The sequence below is a fragment of the Macrococcus equipercicus genome, assembly GCF_024205945.1.
GTDB classification, from domain to species: Bacteria; Bacillota; Bacilli; order Staphylococcales; family Staphylococcaceae; genus Macrococcus; species Macrococcus equipercicus.
In genome coordinates this window covers 64,776-79,760 of record NZ_CP073809.1, presented here as the reverse complement: position 1 = coordinate 79,760, position 14,985 = coordinate 64,776, and the positions used below count along the sequence as shown (strand labels likewise).

Here is a 14,985-nt window from a genome sequence, read left to right as displayed (position 1 = left end):
TATTTATGGTAAGCTTGAATGGATCAATTGAGACGAAGATATTTCTCATAATTTATTTCATCATTTTTAGTGAACGCTAAGTCAAACGCTCATCATGACAAATAATCTTCGGCTTGTTCTCCATGTTTCTTGCCGTATGATTCCATCATTCTTAATATCGGTAAAATTTCCATCCCCATTTCAGTCAATGAATATTCCACACGTGGCGGTACTTCCGGATATACTTCACGATGAATAAGGCCGTCATTTTCTAATTCCTTTAATTGTTTCGTAAGTGATCCTTGCGAAATACCGGATAGAAACTTTTTAATTTCACTAAAGCGTTTCTTCTCATCTTTTAAAAACCATAAAATAAAGTATTTCCACCGTCCGGATAGCAGGTTTTGCGTGAATCCAATCCCGTACAAGTCTCTCTTATTTACAATCATTGTATCATCAAATCCATACTTACAAATTTTCGCCATTCAAACCTCGTCCTCATACAATAGTACTAAAAATAGTACTTACTCATATTTTATTGCCGTCTTCTCAAACTTATCTATCAGTATATAATTTATACTACGATAACTCAAACAAAGAAGGAGCTTTATTATGACCATTAATCAAAGAGATGGCAAGATGAAACTAGCTTTACAGATGGTATCAGGATATGGTGGTGAATTTAAGACGTGGCGTATGCCGGGTGCTGTGGCAGATGCCTATACGAATATGGATTATTATGTGGAAAATGCGAAAATGGCTGAAAAAGGTAAAATCCATACGCTGTTTATTGCTGATACACCCGCATTACCGAATGATCTATCAACGAATTCTCCGATGCACCCGATGGACCCGACAATCGCGTTAGCTGCTGTTGCACGTGAAACAAGTCATATCGGACTCGTATCTACTTATTCAACCACATATACTGAACCTTATAACTTAGCACGTACATTAAAGACATTAGACATTATCAGTAACGGACGCATGGGGTGGAATGCTGTGACGACTTCTAATCATGAAGCTGCTGCCAACTTCGGAAGACCCCTGCCAGATCGTGATACTCGCTATGAAATGGCTCAAGAACACATTGAAGCTGTCCAGACACTATGGGGGACATTTGGTCAGGATGCTTATATTCATAACCAGGAAACGGGTGAATATGTAGATATGTCAAAAGTTGAACTTGCCAACTACCGAGGTAAACACTATCAAACACGAGGACCCTTACCCATTCCGGCATCGCCTCAAGGGCAGCCCCCTATCTTTCAAGCAGGCGGTGGCGATAAAGGTCTGGAACTAGCCGGTCGATTCGCTTCAGGCGTTTATGCCAATCCATTTACGAAAGAAGATGCTAAGCTCCACCGCATGATGTTGCGTAAAAGTGCTGAAGCTCATGGCCGTAAAGCTGATGATATTAAAATGTTTGCAGGATTTATGTTCTCAATTGGTAAGACAAAAGAAGAAGCAATGGAACGACGCTATATGATGCAGCAATTCGCGCCGAAAGAAACAGCCCATCATGTTGAATATTTAGGATATATGGTCGGTTTAGGGTTGAGTGTCGATACAATAGATATCACAAAACCGTTACCTCAAGGCTTAATCAATCAAATGTACCCATCACCCATGAACCCTCGTTCAGAAAAAGCATTCGAATTATTAAAGACAGGCATGTCAGTTAAAGATGTACTCGCGAATGGTGTGATTAACTACCATCCAGTTGTTGTCGGTACACCTGAAATGGTAGCTGACTTCTTGGAGGAATGGTATCTAGCCGATGCGACAGATGGATTCTCAATAGTCCCTGACTCCTCACATGATGGTATTAAAGATTTCGTAGAACTTGTGGTGCCTATTTTACAGGAACGTGGATTATTCCATACAACATATGAAGGCGAAACATTAAGAGACCATCTAGGCGTGTCGTATGAATATGGATTGACTTATTAATATAATCGTTAAGAAATAATATGAGCTAGGAGAATGAATATGAACATAGGAATTATCGGTGCTGGGCCAATCGGCACAACCCTCTCTCAACATTTGTTTAACACAGGACATGACGTTAAAATTGCTGACGCTAGATCGATTAAAAAATTAGAAGGTAAAGACTTTAAAGGTAAAGCAGTAACTTTTGAGGAAGTAATTCAAAATATTGATGTGTTAATCATCTCTCTACCTTTCCATGTTGTACCTACAATTAAAGAAAAATTATCACAACTTGATGATAATACTATCATCGTCGATACTACAAACTATTACCCATTCAGAGATGGCAACATCCAGCCTATTGAAGATGGCAAAGTTGAAAGTGTCTGGATAGCTGAGCAAATCGAAAAACCTGTTATTAAAGCATTTAACAACTTGCTTGCAAGGACACTACAAACTATTACATCAGCTGATGGTTCAAAAATGGCCACGGCGATTTCTGGAGATAACCAAAGCCATAAAGATGTAATTGCAGAAATGATTAATGCAATCGGCATTGATGTGGTTGATAATGGAGATTTAAACAACTCCTGGAGACATCAACCAGGTTCTCCTGCATATTGTACTGAACTTAATAAGTCATAATTAGAACGTGCATTACAACTAGCGGACAAAGCTGCTGCACCGATTCATCGTGATGAAGTAATGAATCATTTCAGACCTCACATGCAGCATAAAGATATCGTCGCAATGAACAGAAAAGTATATGATGCGGACACGCTATAAAAAAGACCTCATTTGAGGTCTTTTTTTGAACATAAATGATTGCGTTACACATTCAATATATTGGTCCTTTAAAGCATCGTTCCATATCCGATTAACCAGTGAATGATTAATCTCTGGATGCGTCATCACCACAAGTGTATTTATTGAATCAGCTTCTATTCAATTGCTTTAATCACTTTCGCTGGTGTGCCTGCTACAATCGTATTTGGCGGAACATCTTTTGTAACCGTTGAGTCTGCTGCAACGATAGAATTCTTTCCAACCGTCACACCAGTCAACACAGTAACATTTGCACCTAGTCAGGCATTTTTCTTAATGACCACTTTATTTACGACAAGTCCGCGACGCTTTGCAGGGTCCACGATATGATTGACTGAAATGATTCTAGCCGATGGTCCGATCAACACATGATCTTCGATTTCAATACCACCTAAATCTACAAACGTGACATTTTTATTAATGAAAATCTCTTTACCGAACGTCATATGTCGTCCGTAGTCGTTATAGCATTTCAGATTATCGATAAAAGATTTTTCAAAGATAAGATTTACGAATATAAGGTATCACCCGAAGAAGTTCAATAAATGGAGGATAATAATGGCTGACTATAAAAAGATAATGCAGGATGAAATCAGAGACACAAAGCTTGATGAGAAAGCAAAAACATACGTCACAAAATCAAAACAGTTCGCTGAAGATAAGGACCTAAAAAACAATGCATCCGGCGCTTTCAGCAAATTCATTGATGGATTGAAACGTTTAGATACTATTCCAGTATTGATTGCAACATTCGTTATGGTGTTGCTCATCTGGATTCCACTTATGTACGGTTCAATGACTATCTCATTACTTAGTGGTCAAGATGGTATGAGTAACAAAGAAATGCAACAACTAGATAGTCGTCTACAAGATCGCTATAAAACAATATTCGGATTTTAAATCAAGACTGGAGAAGAAATTATGTCATCTAAAATTATTAAGTTACTGCTGCTGCAGTTCCTTTGTGTATTCATTGTGACTCAAATCGGTTTAGCAATGGTCGGATTCTCTTTTATGAACATTTTATTCTGGTCATTTTTGTTGTTTACGATTGTCTATGTAGGTTTTGTTTCACCACGATGGAAGAAGAAAGATTCGTTAATCAAATAATCAAAAATGACTGTTTCTTCTGTGTGAAGAAGCGGTCATTTATTTATATACTGTATCCTAGCAGCTTATTTTTTTTGCTTTAACCACTCTCCTTCTCTATAAGAACCAAGTCCAGTAGAACGGTTATGTACCATACCATATTTTGCATCGTCTTCAAGTTGTTTCTTATATCTCTGATCTTTACGCTTTGTTTCGCACTTCACATGTTCATCACAATGACCCTCTCCAAATATGCCATAATCAAGGTGTTTACCGAACAGTGACTGTATCTTATCCTTGACTGACAATTTTTCGTTCACTTGATAAACATACTGTTCCCCAGGAAATGAATCATAACGGACAAACATTTCCCAGTCACCAAATTTCATGTTATAGCTGAGATCCTCATGTCTATCTGTCCACCCTCTTTTGTCGAGTGCCTCTTGAATCACTTTTTCTGTTGCTTCCTTTTCCAACCAAAAACTGACCGTATTAACTAAAAAAAACAGACTTAACAATGTGCAGAACAGCCAAAGTATTTTTCGTTTCATAGCAATACCCCCATTTTTATAACATACGATTTCTTTAATTAGCTAATCACACACTCTTCACTTTATAACAGTAGAATATTTCAAAATTATAGTAAATAGATTTCCTTCCTTTTTAAGGTAGATTTAAGATTAGTTAATCATGATAATAAAAACGACCGTTTCTTCAGTTAGAAGAAGCGGTCTTTTATATATTCATGTATATGGTGGTATCATTAGCGCAAATGATCATATTTTCTATTAAAATTTTTTATATCTGCAAGAAAACACTCAGCTGTTATATTTTTTGCTATGATAAGCAAGAAAATGAGGTGATAGATTATTGAAGCGATAAATATCTGTATATCATTAAGTAAATTTTGAAGTAGAATTAAACTTAATATGTATATTAGCATGTAATATAACTATATTTATTTTATATAACACCGATTGTAAAATTAAGCTAGACAACTAAAAAAGCCTTCTGTGTTAAACTCAATATGTATTTCCGACCAAAGAAAACATAAGGAGTTAGCACAAATGGCCTATACACATCTTACCACGGATGAACTTGCGTTCATAGAATCATATTACCACCAGAAAATTTCGGTCAGTGAGATCTGCCGGAGAATTAAGCGTTCAAGACAGACCGTCTATAATGTGATTAATGCTTTCAAAAAAGGAGTATCTGCACTAGAGTTCTATCAAAACTATAAGAAAAGAAAATCCCGTTGCGGAAGACGTAAGATCGTCCTTCCTAAGCATCAGATCAGTTATATTCGCGAAAAGATAGCCGACGGTTGGACACCTGACACCATCATAGGCAGAAATGAAGAATCTATCAGCTGTTCTGTTAAAACTCTGTACAGAATGTTCCGGGAAGATATTCTTCCTGTTCAATCACTTCCGATGAAAGGGAAAAGAAAACCTAACGGTCATCATGAGAAAAGAGGTCGTCAGACTTTCAAACGCCACATTTCAGAAAGAACAGTTGAATTTCCTGACTTTGATAGAGAGTTCGGTCATCTTGAAGGAGATACGATTGTCGGTCGTCGTCATGGCAGCGCAGTCATCACCCTTGTTGAACGTGTTTCTAAGATGATCATCACCCTACGACCGGAAGGTAGCAAGGCATCCGACATTGAAAAAGCATTAAACAGTATGTTTCCGGCTTTACCTTATCGTCTCTTTAAATCCATTACATTCGACTGCGGTAAAGAGTTTTCCAGCTGGAAGTCAATCAGTAACCAACACGATATATCTATCTTTCTTGCTGATCCAGGCACACCTTCGCAGCGTGGTCTTAATGAACATTCAAATGGAATGCTTAGAAGAAACGGCCTGGACAAAGATATGGATTTCAACACAGTTACAGACGATTATATTATTCAAGTTGCACATTCCCTCAATAATCGGCCAAGAAAATCTCTTGGTTACAGGACACCATTGGAAGCATTTATGAGTTTCATCGAAGATGAGAAGTTGTCTAGCTTATTTTGACAAACGAAAATGTATAATAGTTACTGAAAATGTTGCTGATTTTCTTACGGTTATTTATTTCGATTATCTTATTACTGATTTAAATATAAAAACTATTTAAATTATTGAACTAATAATAATCGATCTCGTTTCTAGATTAATATCAAATTTTTCAAATATCATTGTCCATAGTTACTCAATTTCAAAATATAATGAGGAGGACTAAATTGCCAACCTATATATTTTATTTAAGTATCATCACTAGTGTTGCATAAAAATATTCCAACCTACGGTTTTAAATGGAATATTCTAAAAACTTATTTTCTGTACAAAAAAAGTCCTTTATAATGGTTGGAGGTAGTAATACGCATCCAAATCCAATACAAAGGACCACATCATGGATAAGTTTACTAGAAAATCATCATTTGAACAATGGATTTCACCGATAGATTTCAAGAAAATTTCTCAACAGGTGAAAATCCTGAACTTAGATTACTATACAAAGAAGCTAGATACCTGTGCTTTCATTAAACTCCTGTTATATTCACAGCTGTTTGAGACCGAAAGTCTACGAGCTGTCAGTGACAGTGTTTTCTCAGAGAAACTTCAGAAAACCTTAGGTTTTGATTCTATCAGCTATTCTCAGCTCAGTAGAAAACTATCTGACGTTCCCACACAGATTTTTAAGGATATCTTCAGTCAGCTGTTAGACCAGATCCAGAGGGAGACGCATTTTAATCAGAAGAGAAGGATCTCTACACCATTGAAGATCATTGACTCAAGTACACTGCCTCTGAACCTTCATCACTATCGCTGGGCAAAGTTCAGAAAAACAAAGTCAGGTGTCAAGCTGCACTTACGGTTGGTTCACATGGAAGATCATGATTCATATCCAGATGATTTTTACCTTACCCATGCCTGTGAGAATGATCAGAATCATCTTGAGCTTTTAGTGGATGACAAGGAATGTATGTACGTTTTTGATCGTGGATATGTACAGTACAATAGATTTGATGAAATGACTGATGAAGGCTACTTCTTTGTATCCAGATTACGGAGTAATGCGGTTCATAGAGTCATTCACGATTTTGGTGCCGGCGAACAGAGCAGCGTCATTTCAGATGAGATGGTGGTTCTTGGAACAACGACTAACAGGACAGAGCATTACTTTCGACGTGTGACTGTTCAGGATGACAAGGGTAAGAACCTTGTCTTAGTGGCCAATAGATTTGACTTATCTCCAGAGGAGATTAGCGAAATCTACAAATCACGCTGGGCGATTGAACTGTTCTTTAAATGGATCAAACAGCATCTGAACGTCAAAACATTTTACGGCTGTTCGGAGACAGCTGTCTCCAATCAGGTTTATATCGCTTTGATTGTCTACTGTTTGAATATGCTGATTAAGTTGAAGAATAATAGTAGAAAGAGTATTCTGCAGATTACAAGATTACTTAAAGCCTCTGTATGGAGCAAGGGGCACCATCTGATTCGTAGAATCAGAGAACCCATCCCCTGATAGTTACCAAAAAATGTTGCTTAGTTATTACGTAATAGAATCAGTAAAAAAAAGGATGATCACTACCTCTGTTTAGGCGTTTTCAATTTTTAAATTTTCGTAGAAAATACAAGTTCAGAAAATTCTGTATTTATTTATGCAACACTAGTGTTATCTTATTTTAAATATATCTTACATATTATTTTCTGTACAGAAATGTTGCATTGAAGAACATTAAGGTCAAAGGAATTATTTTTAACATTGCTGCTGTTGCAGTTGTGGCCCTAGCACTTGTATTGAATAAATTACTATTAAATGATTTATCTCCTTTGCAAATTAGTTTTATGACTTTTATAGTAAAATATAATTATATATTTCTCATTTCCTATTTTTAATAAATTTATTAACGTAGATATCATAAACCCAAAACAAGGAGGTCTTTAATTGAATTCACCTATACACATCACAAAAGAATTTAAAACTCTTAGTGAGCAAGTTGAACTATTGAAAGAAAGACATTTAATAATTAATGATAGTGGTTATGCAGAACGACATTTACTTGAAAAGAATTATTTTGATTTAATAAATGGATTTGAAACGTTACTCTTAACAGATCCTAAAAGTAATAATAAAACTTATAGTGATGTATATTTTGAAGATTTTATTTTTTTTCTTAATTGCAATTACAAGTTAGCCACCCTGACAAATCTAGTTCATATAGAATCCTAGGGATTCACTCAGTATGTTCTCTTTGATTAGTTCCTTCAAAAACACTTCCATCGCTGACTGTCCATTTAGTATCTTGCGTGGATATCTGTTCATCCATTCCTGGATTCTATGGACGGTAGAAGCTGTTACAGTTGAAATGGGGATACCTTTAGAAATATGCCGGCGAATAAATCTGTGCTGATTTTCTTTCGTCCCTCTCTCCCAAGAGGCATATGGGTGGGTAAAGTAGACTTCAGATAATCCTTTGAGACATTCAGAAAGATCGCTGAATTCAGGTCCGTTATCTGATGTAATGGACTTGAATATTTTAGGGAAAGCATCTCCTGTTTCTTTTATCAGATGACGTAGTGCATTGACTACATGGCAGCTTTGTTTACCATCAATCTTTAAGATAAGTTCATACCGGCTTTTTCTCTCAACCATGGTGAGGAGAACCTGGTCTTCGGCAGACTTCTGTCCGACAACGGTATCTATCTCCCAATGTCCGAAGGTCGTGCGTGTATCCACTGCATGAGGTCGCAGCTCAATAGACTGACCCAGTACTTTTTTATTGATACGAGTAAAGCCTGTCGGCTTCTTATTCTTGAGCTTTAATTTCATCAGAAGATTAATATTGCGTGTCTTTATCAGTTTTCTGTCAATCCAGTGATAGAGTGTCTTTATGCAGGGTATGAATCTTTCTGGAAAAAGATTAGATTTCTTAGCAAGCATAATAACGGAAGCCGGAGACATTTCCTGATGTATCATCAGATGATCGGCCCATTCAACAAAGGGATTTCCTGTGATAGGAATAGGGCGACGTGCTGACTTGATACGATTTTCAAAGTATCTATCCTGAGCAAGATCAGGTGAATAGACGCACTTGTAGTAAGTGTAGATTTTATTATTCTGTACCTGCTGGTTCTTTTGTGTGTACATGCCGCGCTTTATCTCATTATTGATGGTCTGTGGCGCTCTACCGAGCTTTCCGGCTATTTGTCTGTTTGAATACCCTTCATTGATCAGCGTCTGTATGATGATTCGTTCATCTCTAGAAAGGTGTTTGCCCTTAACGGTTTTCGTGTTACCATTGATATGCGTCATACGAATTCATTCCTTTATTGTCGGTGTGAGAACTACAATATTAACATGAATTCGTCATGGCGTATTTTTTTATAAACAATTAATGTATCTTCCACCTTAGGTGGCTAACTTGATTGTATAACTTACCGTTTATATTTTGAAGTAATAAACTAATTTGGCTTTGCGAAGGATTCGTCATATGATTTAAGCTATTGTATTGCATACTGTTTAGGTCTACTCGTTTAGCTTGTATGGCAAAATTCTCATTACGATTATGAGATGAAAAACGCCAAAAAAAATCTGCTCCTGTTTTACTTTCATTTATTTTCTTGTCTCGTTCTACAATAAGCAGTGAATTGGTGTTGGAAAGAATACTGTAAATTAAATCCTGAGTAAAACCTTCCTCATTAATTTTTATTTTAGTTGTACTCAATAATTTTAGTTTATTCCATGTAGTTTTGCTAACCTCTCTTATTTCATCATATAGCATTATTAACTCTCCCTTTTATTTTTAATTAGGTTTAGTATTGTTCTTTGAAAAATCACTGCTATCTATTCTTTCTTTCAATAGTAGTTTCAACTGTTTACCACTCATATTTTCTAATGAATAACCTGTAGAAGCGTTACTCCAGTTTTCAATGTTATATTTTACTTCATGATTTTTATCAGCTTTTTTTACCATTATCCCTACCTCATCAGTATCTCCATAAATATTAAATGAATTAGTTTTAATAACATTTATATTTACAATGAAATTCCACTCTATATTGTTTATTTTTACTTTTCCTACAAAGTATCTCCAAGTGCTAAGATTATAAGGCTGTAGTTCTAAACCATATTTAATTTCAGATTTTTTACTAATGTTACCTCTGCCTTTGTATTTGCTAAAGCCAAAACCTATAGAGTCGATAGTAGTTTCTTGAAAAACTTCATCTCTTTTAATTTCTTCATTAAATTCAAAATTGAGTTTTTTAAAACAATCATTTCTTATTGTAAAATATTCTTTTTCAATATTGATAAATTTATCAGGATCATCTTCTAATATCTCTTCTTTTGTACTAACTTTAGCTTCATCAGATTTTATAAATTTTATACTAGATTCTATATCTTCATTAATTGTATGTAAACTGGACATTATAAGCTTTGCAATAGCTAATCTATCTGTATTATTTAATGGTAATTTATATGCAGTGGGTGCCCGTAACCAATCTTTTAAATTATAATTAAAATTTTTACTAGATTTTCTTATCATTATTCCTATTCTATTTTCAAGAATATGGATATTTTCAGTCTTCAAGTCTTGATCAATCACTTGTAAAGAAACGATAAAATAATAATTTTTTTTTTCTTTTTCAAAGATTCCTGTGAAATATATCCAATTATTAAATAGTGTGTTGTATTCAGGTATACCTTCATTTATCTCTCGAACTTCTGAACTATCAGTACAAACGTTTAAAATTTCCTCTACAACATTACGTAATAAAGTTGCTTCTTTAAAACGAGTTGCCATATATTCTTCTCTAATTTTAGCTAAATTTTTCATTATAACTTCCTCATCTCCTTCTATCCTTAATTTCTTTCTACCATCTATATCTATTATCATTAAACACGGTTTCGTTAGTTGTTTTCTCATCCAGTAAGTAGTTAATCAGATCTTGATGTTGATACTGACTTAGTCCATTATCCATTCTACTTGCATCATCCAGCCATTTAAGTGTTGCCTTGTACCATAGCATCTCTTCCATACTTGCTTTAGGAGCTTTAGTACTTTTGATGAATTCCTTTAGACCCGTCAGTTCTTTGTGAACTTTATACTCATGTAACAGTTCCTTGATATCATTGAACTCTTTCTCTCTATCATTCTTAGCTCTCTCAGCCGCTTCTTCTTCTCTCTTTCTCTCTGCTACTTCCCTATCATGTTTCATTTTTTCTTCATATAGAAGTTGTGCCATTTCAAATATCTTCGCAAACAATATCTTCAACAGCTCTTCGGCATTATAATTTCCTTGAAAGTTTCTATCGATGCCATAACTCTCACTCCATGGGTAACAGCCTGTGAGTTCACATCTAAACTGTCCTGTCGGTTTGTCAAAATGCGGTGGATACTTTCCTTCTTCATTTTTTATTCGGTTATTCTTATCTCTGAAGTGCAGTAAAAAGGTAAAATCAGTTGCGAATACTTTAGAAGGAGTTCCATTTTTACTGTTTAATTTGTTTACTTCTTTAGCAGATTTAAGCTTGACGACTATTCTCTTATCATTCACTGACACAGTACATCCGGCCGATTCAAGTGCTTTGAACAATGTGTCAGTAAGTACGTAGAAATCAGAAAGCGTCTTGTCCGAGATACGATGTGTATTTAATACATTCTGCTGTTTATTGTTAAAGTTTCGACGCGCAAATGGGTGACGTTCAGCTTCTCTATCCAGTCTTTTCTGTTCTTTTACATATTCACGATGGCCTACAATCAGCTTGTGATACCGACCTACTCTTTCAGGAAGTTTAATATTAGAATATATTGCGAACAATTCTTCTTTTTTCTCATCGTCAAAATAGCGCCACTTCTCAAACAATTTATCCTTCTCACTTTTTCTATGTACCAAAAAGATTTCGTAATTGTCACCTTGGATTGGATACCTAGGCAGTATGTTGCCTTTTCTATAATGATAGAGGTAGTTAGATGGTAGAAGTGGTATATCGTGTTCCTTTATTATTTCCTTTAGGTTCTCAAATTCCAGATCATGCTCATTACAGTAAGCTGTCCTAGATTTAGTCCATAACTCCTCATAAAGATCAAAGCGTTTAACTTTCATATCAATTTTCCTCCAAAGTATGAATAATTGTCATGGCAACACATCAGAATTTGAAAGGCTCTATACATTTTATAAGAATATTCAATTAAATTATCTCACATAACGGGAGATTTGTTATTATCTAGTTAATAAAAATTTTAAGGAGCGTCACATCGTGGGACAAATATTGCTTAATGACTTACTCGGCTTTTCAGAGGAAGAGATGAAGAATGTCAAAATAAAATTTAATCAATCTAATGGCATTGAAAACCCTGTTGATCTCTTTAAAGAAAACCTCGATTTACTGAATAATTAATGGCTTTTCTGGCGTACAAAAACACGGTATTTTAGCGTGGGACAGATTGCTGTATGCTTAGTCCGTTTATCATATGACACCTGGCTGTTATCAACTGTCAAAAAAGTAACTAAAGAACTCGGTGTGCTAAATGGTGTCAATTATGTAGGTGAAGAATTAGAACAATATTCTCAATATTATGGTCGTGTCATTATAAAGTTCAGAAAATCCTTTCAATCTCAAGGTCGTTTTTATGAAGGGTTACATAAAGAATTAGTGGTTCAGCAGATACTTCCTACTACATTTGATGGCGATGATTTCCCTGGATACGATAAAGTCAAATTGTCTTATCAGCAGTTAGCCACTATCATTCAGCGTGGTAAGAGAGACTGGATTGCTGCGCTTGAAAACCAGAAGGCTGTTTATCTCATCACTGACACATATAACGGTAAACTCTATGTGGGATCTGCAACAAGTAACAGTCAGATGTTGCTGACGAGGTGGTCTAATTATGTCAGCAATGGCCATGGAGGTAATAAGGAGTTAGTGGCACTTGTAGAAGAAAAAGGATTTGAGTATGTTAAGCAGTATTTTCAATATACAATCCTGGAGAACTATAACGGGAAAGTTGATGACAAATTAGTGTTGCAAAGAGAAAGTTATTGGAAAGAAGCATTACAGAGTAGAAAATTTGGTTATAATTCGAATTAATCATATAAAAGAAGCTAACCAACTTTAGGATAGCTTCTTTCATATGCTTTATTAATCTCATCATTTATGATAAGCCTTAGCGTATCTCCGAAGACTGCGGTTCTTCACTTAATTTAATCTATATTTGTTTTCGGTAATAATATTGATCAACATTACCAAAAGCCTTTTCTATCTTAAATAATAATTCATATCCCATTTTCAAATAAAATTCAGGCGCTTGAAAACTATACGTATTAACAAGAATAGATGTCATTCCCTGTTTCTTTGCAACTATTTCCAAGTAATCTAGCAATTGTTTTGCTAAACCTTGTTTACGGTATTCATTATCTACATATAGAAATTCAATCTCTACAGTTTGATACCTCGATTCAGCAACAATACCCGCAATTACAATAGAACCATCTTTAATGTGATAATTAAATTCCTCCCATTCTCCCCAATTTGGTTTATTAAATTCTTTTATTTTACTATGAATAATTTCATTGGTAAGTTATACAATCAAGTTAGCCACCTAAGGTGGAAGATACATTAATGGTTTATAAAAAAATACGCCATGACGAATTCATGTTAATATTGTAGTTCTCACACCGACAATAAAGGAATGAATTCGTATGACGCATATCAATGGTAACACGAAAACCGTTAAGGGCAAACACCTTTCTAGAGATGAACGGATCATCATACAGACGCTGATTGATGAAGGGTATTCAAACAGACAAATAGCCGGAAAGCTCGGTAGAGCGCCACAGACCATCAATAATGAGATAAAGCGTGGGACTTACACGCAAAGAAGCCAACAGATACAGAATAATAAGACTTACACCTACTACAAATGTATCTATTCACCTGATCTTGCTCAGGATAGATACTTTGAAAATCGTATCAAGTCAGGACGTCGTCCTATTCCTATCACAGGAAATCCCTTTGTTGAATGGGCTGATCATCTGATGATACATCAGGAAATGTCTCCGGCTTCCGTTATTATGCTGGCTAAAAAATCTAATCTTTTTCCAGAAAGATTCATACCCTGCATAAAGACACTCTATCACTGGATTGACAGAAAACTGATAAAGACATGCAATATTAATCTTCTGATGAAATTAAAGCTTAAGAATAAGAAGCCGACAGGCTTTACTCGTATCAATAAAAAAGTACTGGGTCAGTCTATTGAGCTGCGACCTCATGCAGTGGATACACGCACGACCTTCGGACATTGGGAGATAGATACTGTTGTCGGCCAGAAGTCTGGGGAGGATCAGGTTCTCCTCACCATGGTTGAGAGAAAAAGCCGGTATGAACTTATCTTAAAGATTGATGGTAAACAAAGCTGCCATGTAGTCAATGCACTACGTCATCTGATAAAAGAAACAGGAGATGCTTTCCCTAAAATATTCAAGTCCATTACATCAGATAACGGACCTGAATTCAGCGATCTTTCTGAATGTCTCAAGGGATTATCTGAAGTCTACTTTACCCACCCCTATGCCTCTTGGGAGAGAGGGACGAAAGAAAATCAGCACAGATTTATTCGCCGGCATATTTCTAAAGGTATCCCCATTTCAACTGTAACAGCTTCTACCGTCCATAGAATCCAGGAATGGATGAACAGATATCCACGCAAGATACTAAATGGACAGTCAGCGATGGAAGTGTTTTTGAAGGAACTAATCAAAGAGAACATACTGAGTGAATCCCTAGGATTCTATATGAACTAGATTTGTCAGGGTGGCTAACTTGTAATTGCAATTTAGAGAATAATTTCATTAGTTTCTTGGTCACTTTTTTCAATATAATTCATCTACTTGGTCCTTTCTCTTAATGAAAATTAATTTTATTTCTCTTTATTATTTTGTGAATCTTTGTTCATTCGCTCTTAGATAAATGTTGCATAAATTCAAAGACCTATCCTCCGCAAGAGAGATTCTTAAAAACTTTTTAGAATTTCAATTAAAAATAATTTGTTGACAAAATATTCAATCAATTATATCATATGTTTAATTTAATATTATATACAAGGATACGATTTTATTTGGTCGATTAACAGAGAGGGAATAATTGCTGAGAGAT

At 35.4% G+C, this 14,985-nt stretch carries 17 protein-coding genes and 1 pseudogene; 10 read left to right on the top strand and 8 right to left on the bottom strand.

What is annotated here, in order from left to right; genetic code table 11:
* Positions 1–92 precede the first annotated feature (92 nt).
* Positions 93–464, bottom strand: coding sequence for a winged helix-turn-helix transcriptional regulator (locus KFV11_RS00380; RefSeq protein ID WP_133417694.1), 372 nt, complete (start codon positions 462–464; stop codon positions 93–95).
* Between the two features lie 154 nt (positions 465–618).
* On the opposite strand from KFV11_RS00380, the gene KFV11_RS00375 reads away from it, so the two are divergent.
* Both KFV11_RS00375 and KFV11_RS00370 read left to right on the top strand, forming a co-directional pair.
* Positions 619–1,932, top strand: a complete 1,314-nt coding sequence (locus KFV11_RS00375; RefSeq protein WP_254250012.1) for an NtaA/DmoA family FMN-dependent monooxygenase — start codon at positions 619–621, stop codon at positions 1,930–1,932.
* 39 nt (positions 1,933–1,971) lie between these two features.
* The gene (locus KFV11_RS00370) at positions 1,972–2,556 is read left to right on the top strand and encodes an NADPH-dependent F420 reductase (RefSeq protein ID WP_254250011.1); all 585 of its coding nucleotides are present in this window, start codon (positions 1,972–1,974) and stop codon (positions 2,554–2,556) included.
* 296 nt (positions 2,557–2,852) lie between these two features.
* On the opposite strand, the pseudogene KFV11_RS00365 reads toward KFV11_RS00370, so the two are convergent.
* Positions 2,853–3,215, bottom strand: a pseudogene (locus KFV11_RS00365) (DapH/DapD/GlmU-related protein); the annotation flags it as partial.
* A 79-nt stretch (positions 3,216–3,294) separates the two neighbouring features.
* Between KFV11_RS00365 and KFV11_RS00360 the strand changes: the two are divergent.
* Positions 3,295–3,636: a hypothetical protein gene (locus KFV11_RS00360; protein WP_254250010.1), complete on the top strand. Its 342-nt coding sequence runs from the start codon at positions 3,295–3,297 to the stop codon at positions 3,634–3,636.
* 21 nt (positions 3,637–3,657) lie between these two features.
* The gene (locus KFV11_RS00355) at positions 3,658–3,846 is read left to right on the top strand and encodes a hypothetical protein (RefSeq protein ID WP_254250009.1); all 189 of its coding nucleotides are present in this window, start codon (positions 3,658–3,660) and stop codon (positions 3,844–3,846) included.
* 65 nt (positions 3,847–3,911) lie between these two features.
* Here the strand turns inward: KFV11_RS00355 and KFV11_RS00350 are convergent, their stop codons facing one another.
* Positions 3,912–4,376, bottom strand: a complete 465-nt coding sequence (locus KFV11_RS00350) for a hypothetical protein (RefSeq protein WP_254250008.1) — start codon at positions 4,374–4,376, stop codon at positions 3,912–3,914.
* A gap of 516 nt (positions 4,377–4,892) precedes the next feature.
* Here KFV11_RS00350 and KFV11_RS00345 point away from each other — a divergent pair.
* The 3 genes from KFV11_RS00345 to KFV11_RS00335 all read left to right on the top strand — a co-directional run bounded on the left by KFV11_RS00345 (position 4,893) and on the right by KFV11_RS00335 (position 8,058).
* Positions 4,893–5,852: an IS30 family transposase gene (locus tag KFV11_RS00345; protein WP_254250007.1), complete on the top strand. Its 960-nt coding sequence runs from the start codon at positions 4,893–4,895 to the stop codon at positions 5,850–5,852.
* 376 nt (positions 5,853–6,228) lie between these two features.
* Positions 6,229–7,350, top strand: coding sequence for an IS4 family transposase (locus tag KFV11_RS00340; RefSeq protein WP_254250006.1), 1,122 nt, complete (start codon positions 6,229–6,231; stop codon positions 7,348–7,350).
* A 423-nt stretch (positions 7,351–7,773) separates the two neighbouring features.
* Positions 7,774–8,058, top strand: coding sequence for an Abi family protein (locus tag KFV11_RS00335; protein WP_254250005.1), 285 nt, complete (start codon positions 7,774–7,776; stop codon positions 8,056–8,058).
* Here KFV11_RS00335 and KFV11_RS00330 read toward each other — a convergent pair.
* The 4 genes from KFV11_RS00330 to KFV11_RS00315 form a co-directional block, all read right to left on the bottom strand.
* Positions 8,038–9,141, bottom strand: a complete 1,104-nt coding sequence (locus KFV11_RS00330) for an IS30 family transposase (protein ID WP_254250004.1) — start codon at positions 9,139–9,141, stop codon at positions 8,038–8,040. The genes KFV11_RS00335 and KFV11_RS00330 overlap by 21 nt on opposite strands.
* A gap of 79 nt (positions 9,142–9,220) precedes the next feature.
* Positions 9,221–9,610: a DUF6615 family protein gene (locus KFV11_RS00325; protein WP_254250003.1), complete on the bottom strand. Its 390-nt coding sequence runs from the start codon at positions 9,608–9,610 to the stop codon at positions 9,221–9,223.
* A gap of 21 nt (positions 9,611–9,631) precedes the next feature.
* Positions 9,632–10,723 (bottom strand): hypothetical protein, encoded by a 1,092-nt coding sequence (locus tag KFV11_RS00320; RefSeq protein WP_254250002.1) that lies wholly within the window; start codon positions 10,721–10,723, stop codon positions 9,632–9,634.
* Positions 10,701–11,933, bottom strand: a complete 1,233-nt coding sequence (locus KFV11_RS00315; protein ID WP_254250001.1) for a hypothetical protein — start codon at positions 11,931–11,933, stop codon at positions 10,701–10,703. Before KFV11_RS00315 ends, KFV11_RS00320 begins: the two co-directional genes overlap by 23 nt.
* A gap of 154 nt (positions 11,934–12,087) precedes the next feature.
* Here KFV11_RS00315 and KFV11_RS00310 point away from each other — a divergent pair, with 154 nt between their 5' ends.
* Both KFV11_RS00310 and KFV11_RS00305 read left to right on the top strand, forming a co-directional pair.
* Positions 12,088–12,228, top strand: coding sequence for a hypothetical protein (locus KFV11_RS00310; RefSeq protein WP_254250000.1), 141 nt, complete (start codon positions 12,088–12,090; stop codon positions 12,226–12,228).
* Between the two features lie 36 nt (positions 12,229–12,264).
* Entirely contained in the window at positions 12,265–12,918 is a 654-nt protein-coding gene (locus KFV11_RS00305) for a GIY-YIG nuclease family protein (RefSeq protein WP_254249999.1), read from the top strand.
* A 118-nt stretch (positions 12,919–13,036) separates the two neighbouring features.
* On the opposite strand, the gene KFV11_RS11725 is transcribed toward KFV11_RS00305, so the two are convergent.
* Positions 13,037–13,381, bottom strand: coding sequence for a GNAT family N-acetyltransferase (locus KFV11_RS11725; protein WP_367305184.1), 345 nt, complete (start codon positions 13,379–13,381; stop codon positions 13,037–13,039).
* A 148-nt stretch (positions 13,382–13,529) separates the two neighbouring features.
* Here KFV11_RS11725 and KFV11_RS00300 point away from each other — a divergent pair, with 148 nt between their 5' ends.
* Positions 13,530–14,633, top strand: coding sequence for an IS30 family transposase (locus KFV11_RS00300; RefSeq protein ID WP_254249998.1), 1,104 nt, complete (start codon positions 13,530–13,532; stop codon positions 14,631–14,633).
* Positions 14,634–14,985 lie beyond the last annotated feature (352 nt).

Coding starts and splice junctions, on each gene's coding strand:
- KFV11_RS00380 (WP_133417694.1), bottom strand. CDS start 464: ATGGCGAAAATTTGTAAGTATGGATTTGATGATACAATGATTGTAAAT.
- KFV11_RS00375 (WP_254250012.1), top strand. CDS start 619: ATGAAACTAGCTTTACAGATGGTATCAGGATATGGTGGTGAATTTAAG.
- KFV11_RS00370 (WP_254250011.1), top strand. CDS start 1,972: ATGAACATAGGAATTATCGGTGCTGGGCCAATCGGCACAACCCTCTCT.
- KFV11_RS00360 (WP_254250010.1), top strand. CDS start 3,295: ATGGCTGACTATAAAAAGATAATGCAGGATGAAATCAGAGACACAAAG.
- KFV11_RS00355 (WP_254250009.1), top strand. CDS start 3,658: ATGTCATCTAAAATTATTAAGTTACTGCTGCTGCAGTTCCTTTGTGTA.
- KFV11_RS00350 (WP_254250008.1), bottom strand. CDS start 4,376: ATGAAACGAAAAATACTTTGGCTGTTCTGCACATTGTTAAGTCTGTTT.
- KFV11_RS00345 (WP_254250007.1), top strand. CDS start 4,893: ATGGCCTATACACATCTTACCACGGATGAACTTGCGTTCATAGAATCA.
- KFV11_RS00340 (WP_254250006.1), top strand. CDS start 6,229: ATGGATAAGTTTACTAGAAAATCATCATTTGAACAATGGATTTCACCG.
- KFV11_RS00330 (WP_254250004.1), bottom strand. CDS start 9,141: ATGACGCATATCAATGGTAACACGAAAACCGTTAAGGGCAAACACCTT.
- KFV11_RS00325 (WP_254250003.1), bottom strand. CDS start 9,610: ATGCTATATGATGAAATAAGAGAGGTTAGCAAAACTACATGGAATAAA.
- KFV11_RS00320 (WP_254250002.1), bottom strand. CDS start 10,723: ATGATAATAGATATAGATGGTAGAAAGAAATTAAGGATAGAAGGAGAT.
- KFV11_RS00315 (WP_254250001.1), bottom strand. CDS start 11,933: ATGAAAGTTAAACGCTTTGATCTTTATGAGGAGTTATGGACTAAATCT.
- KFV11_RS00300 (WP_254249998.1), top strand. CDS start 13,530: ATGACGCATATCAATGGTAACACGAAAACCGTTAAGGGCAAACACCTT.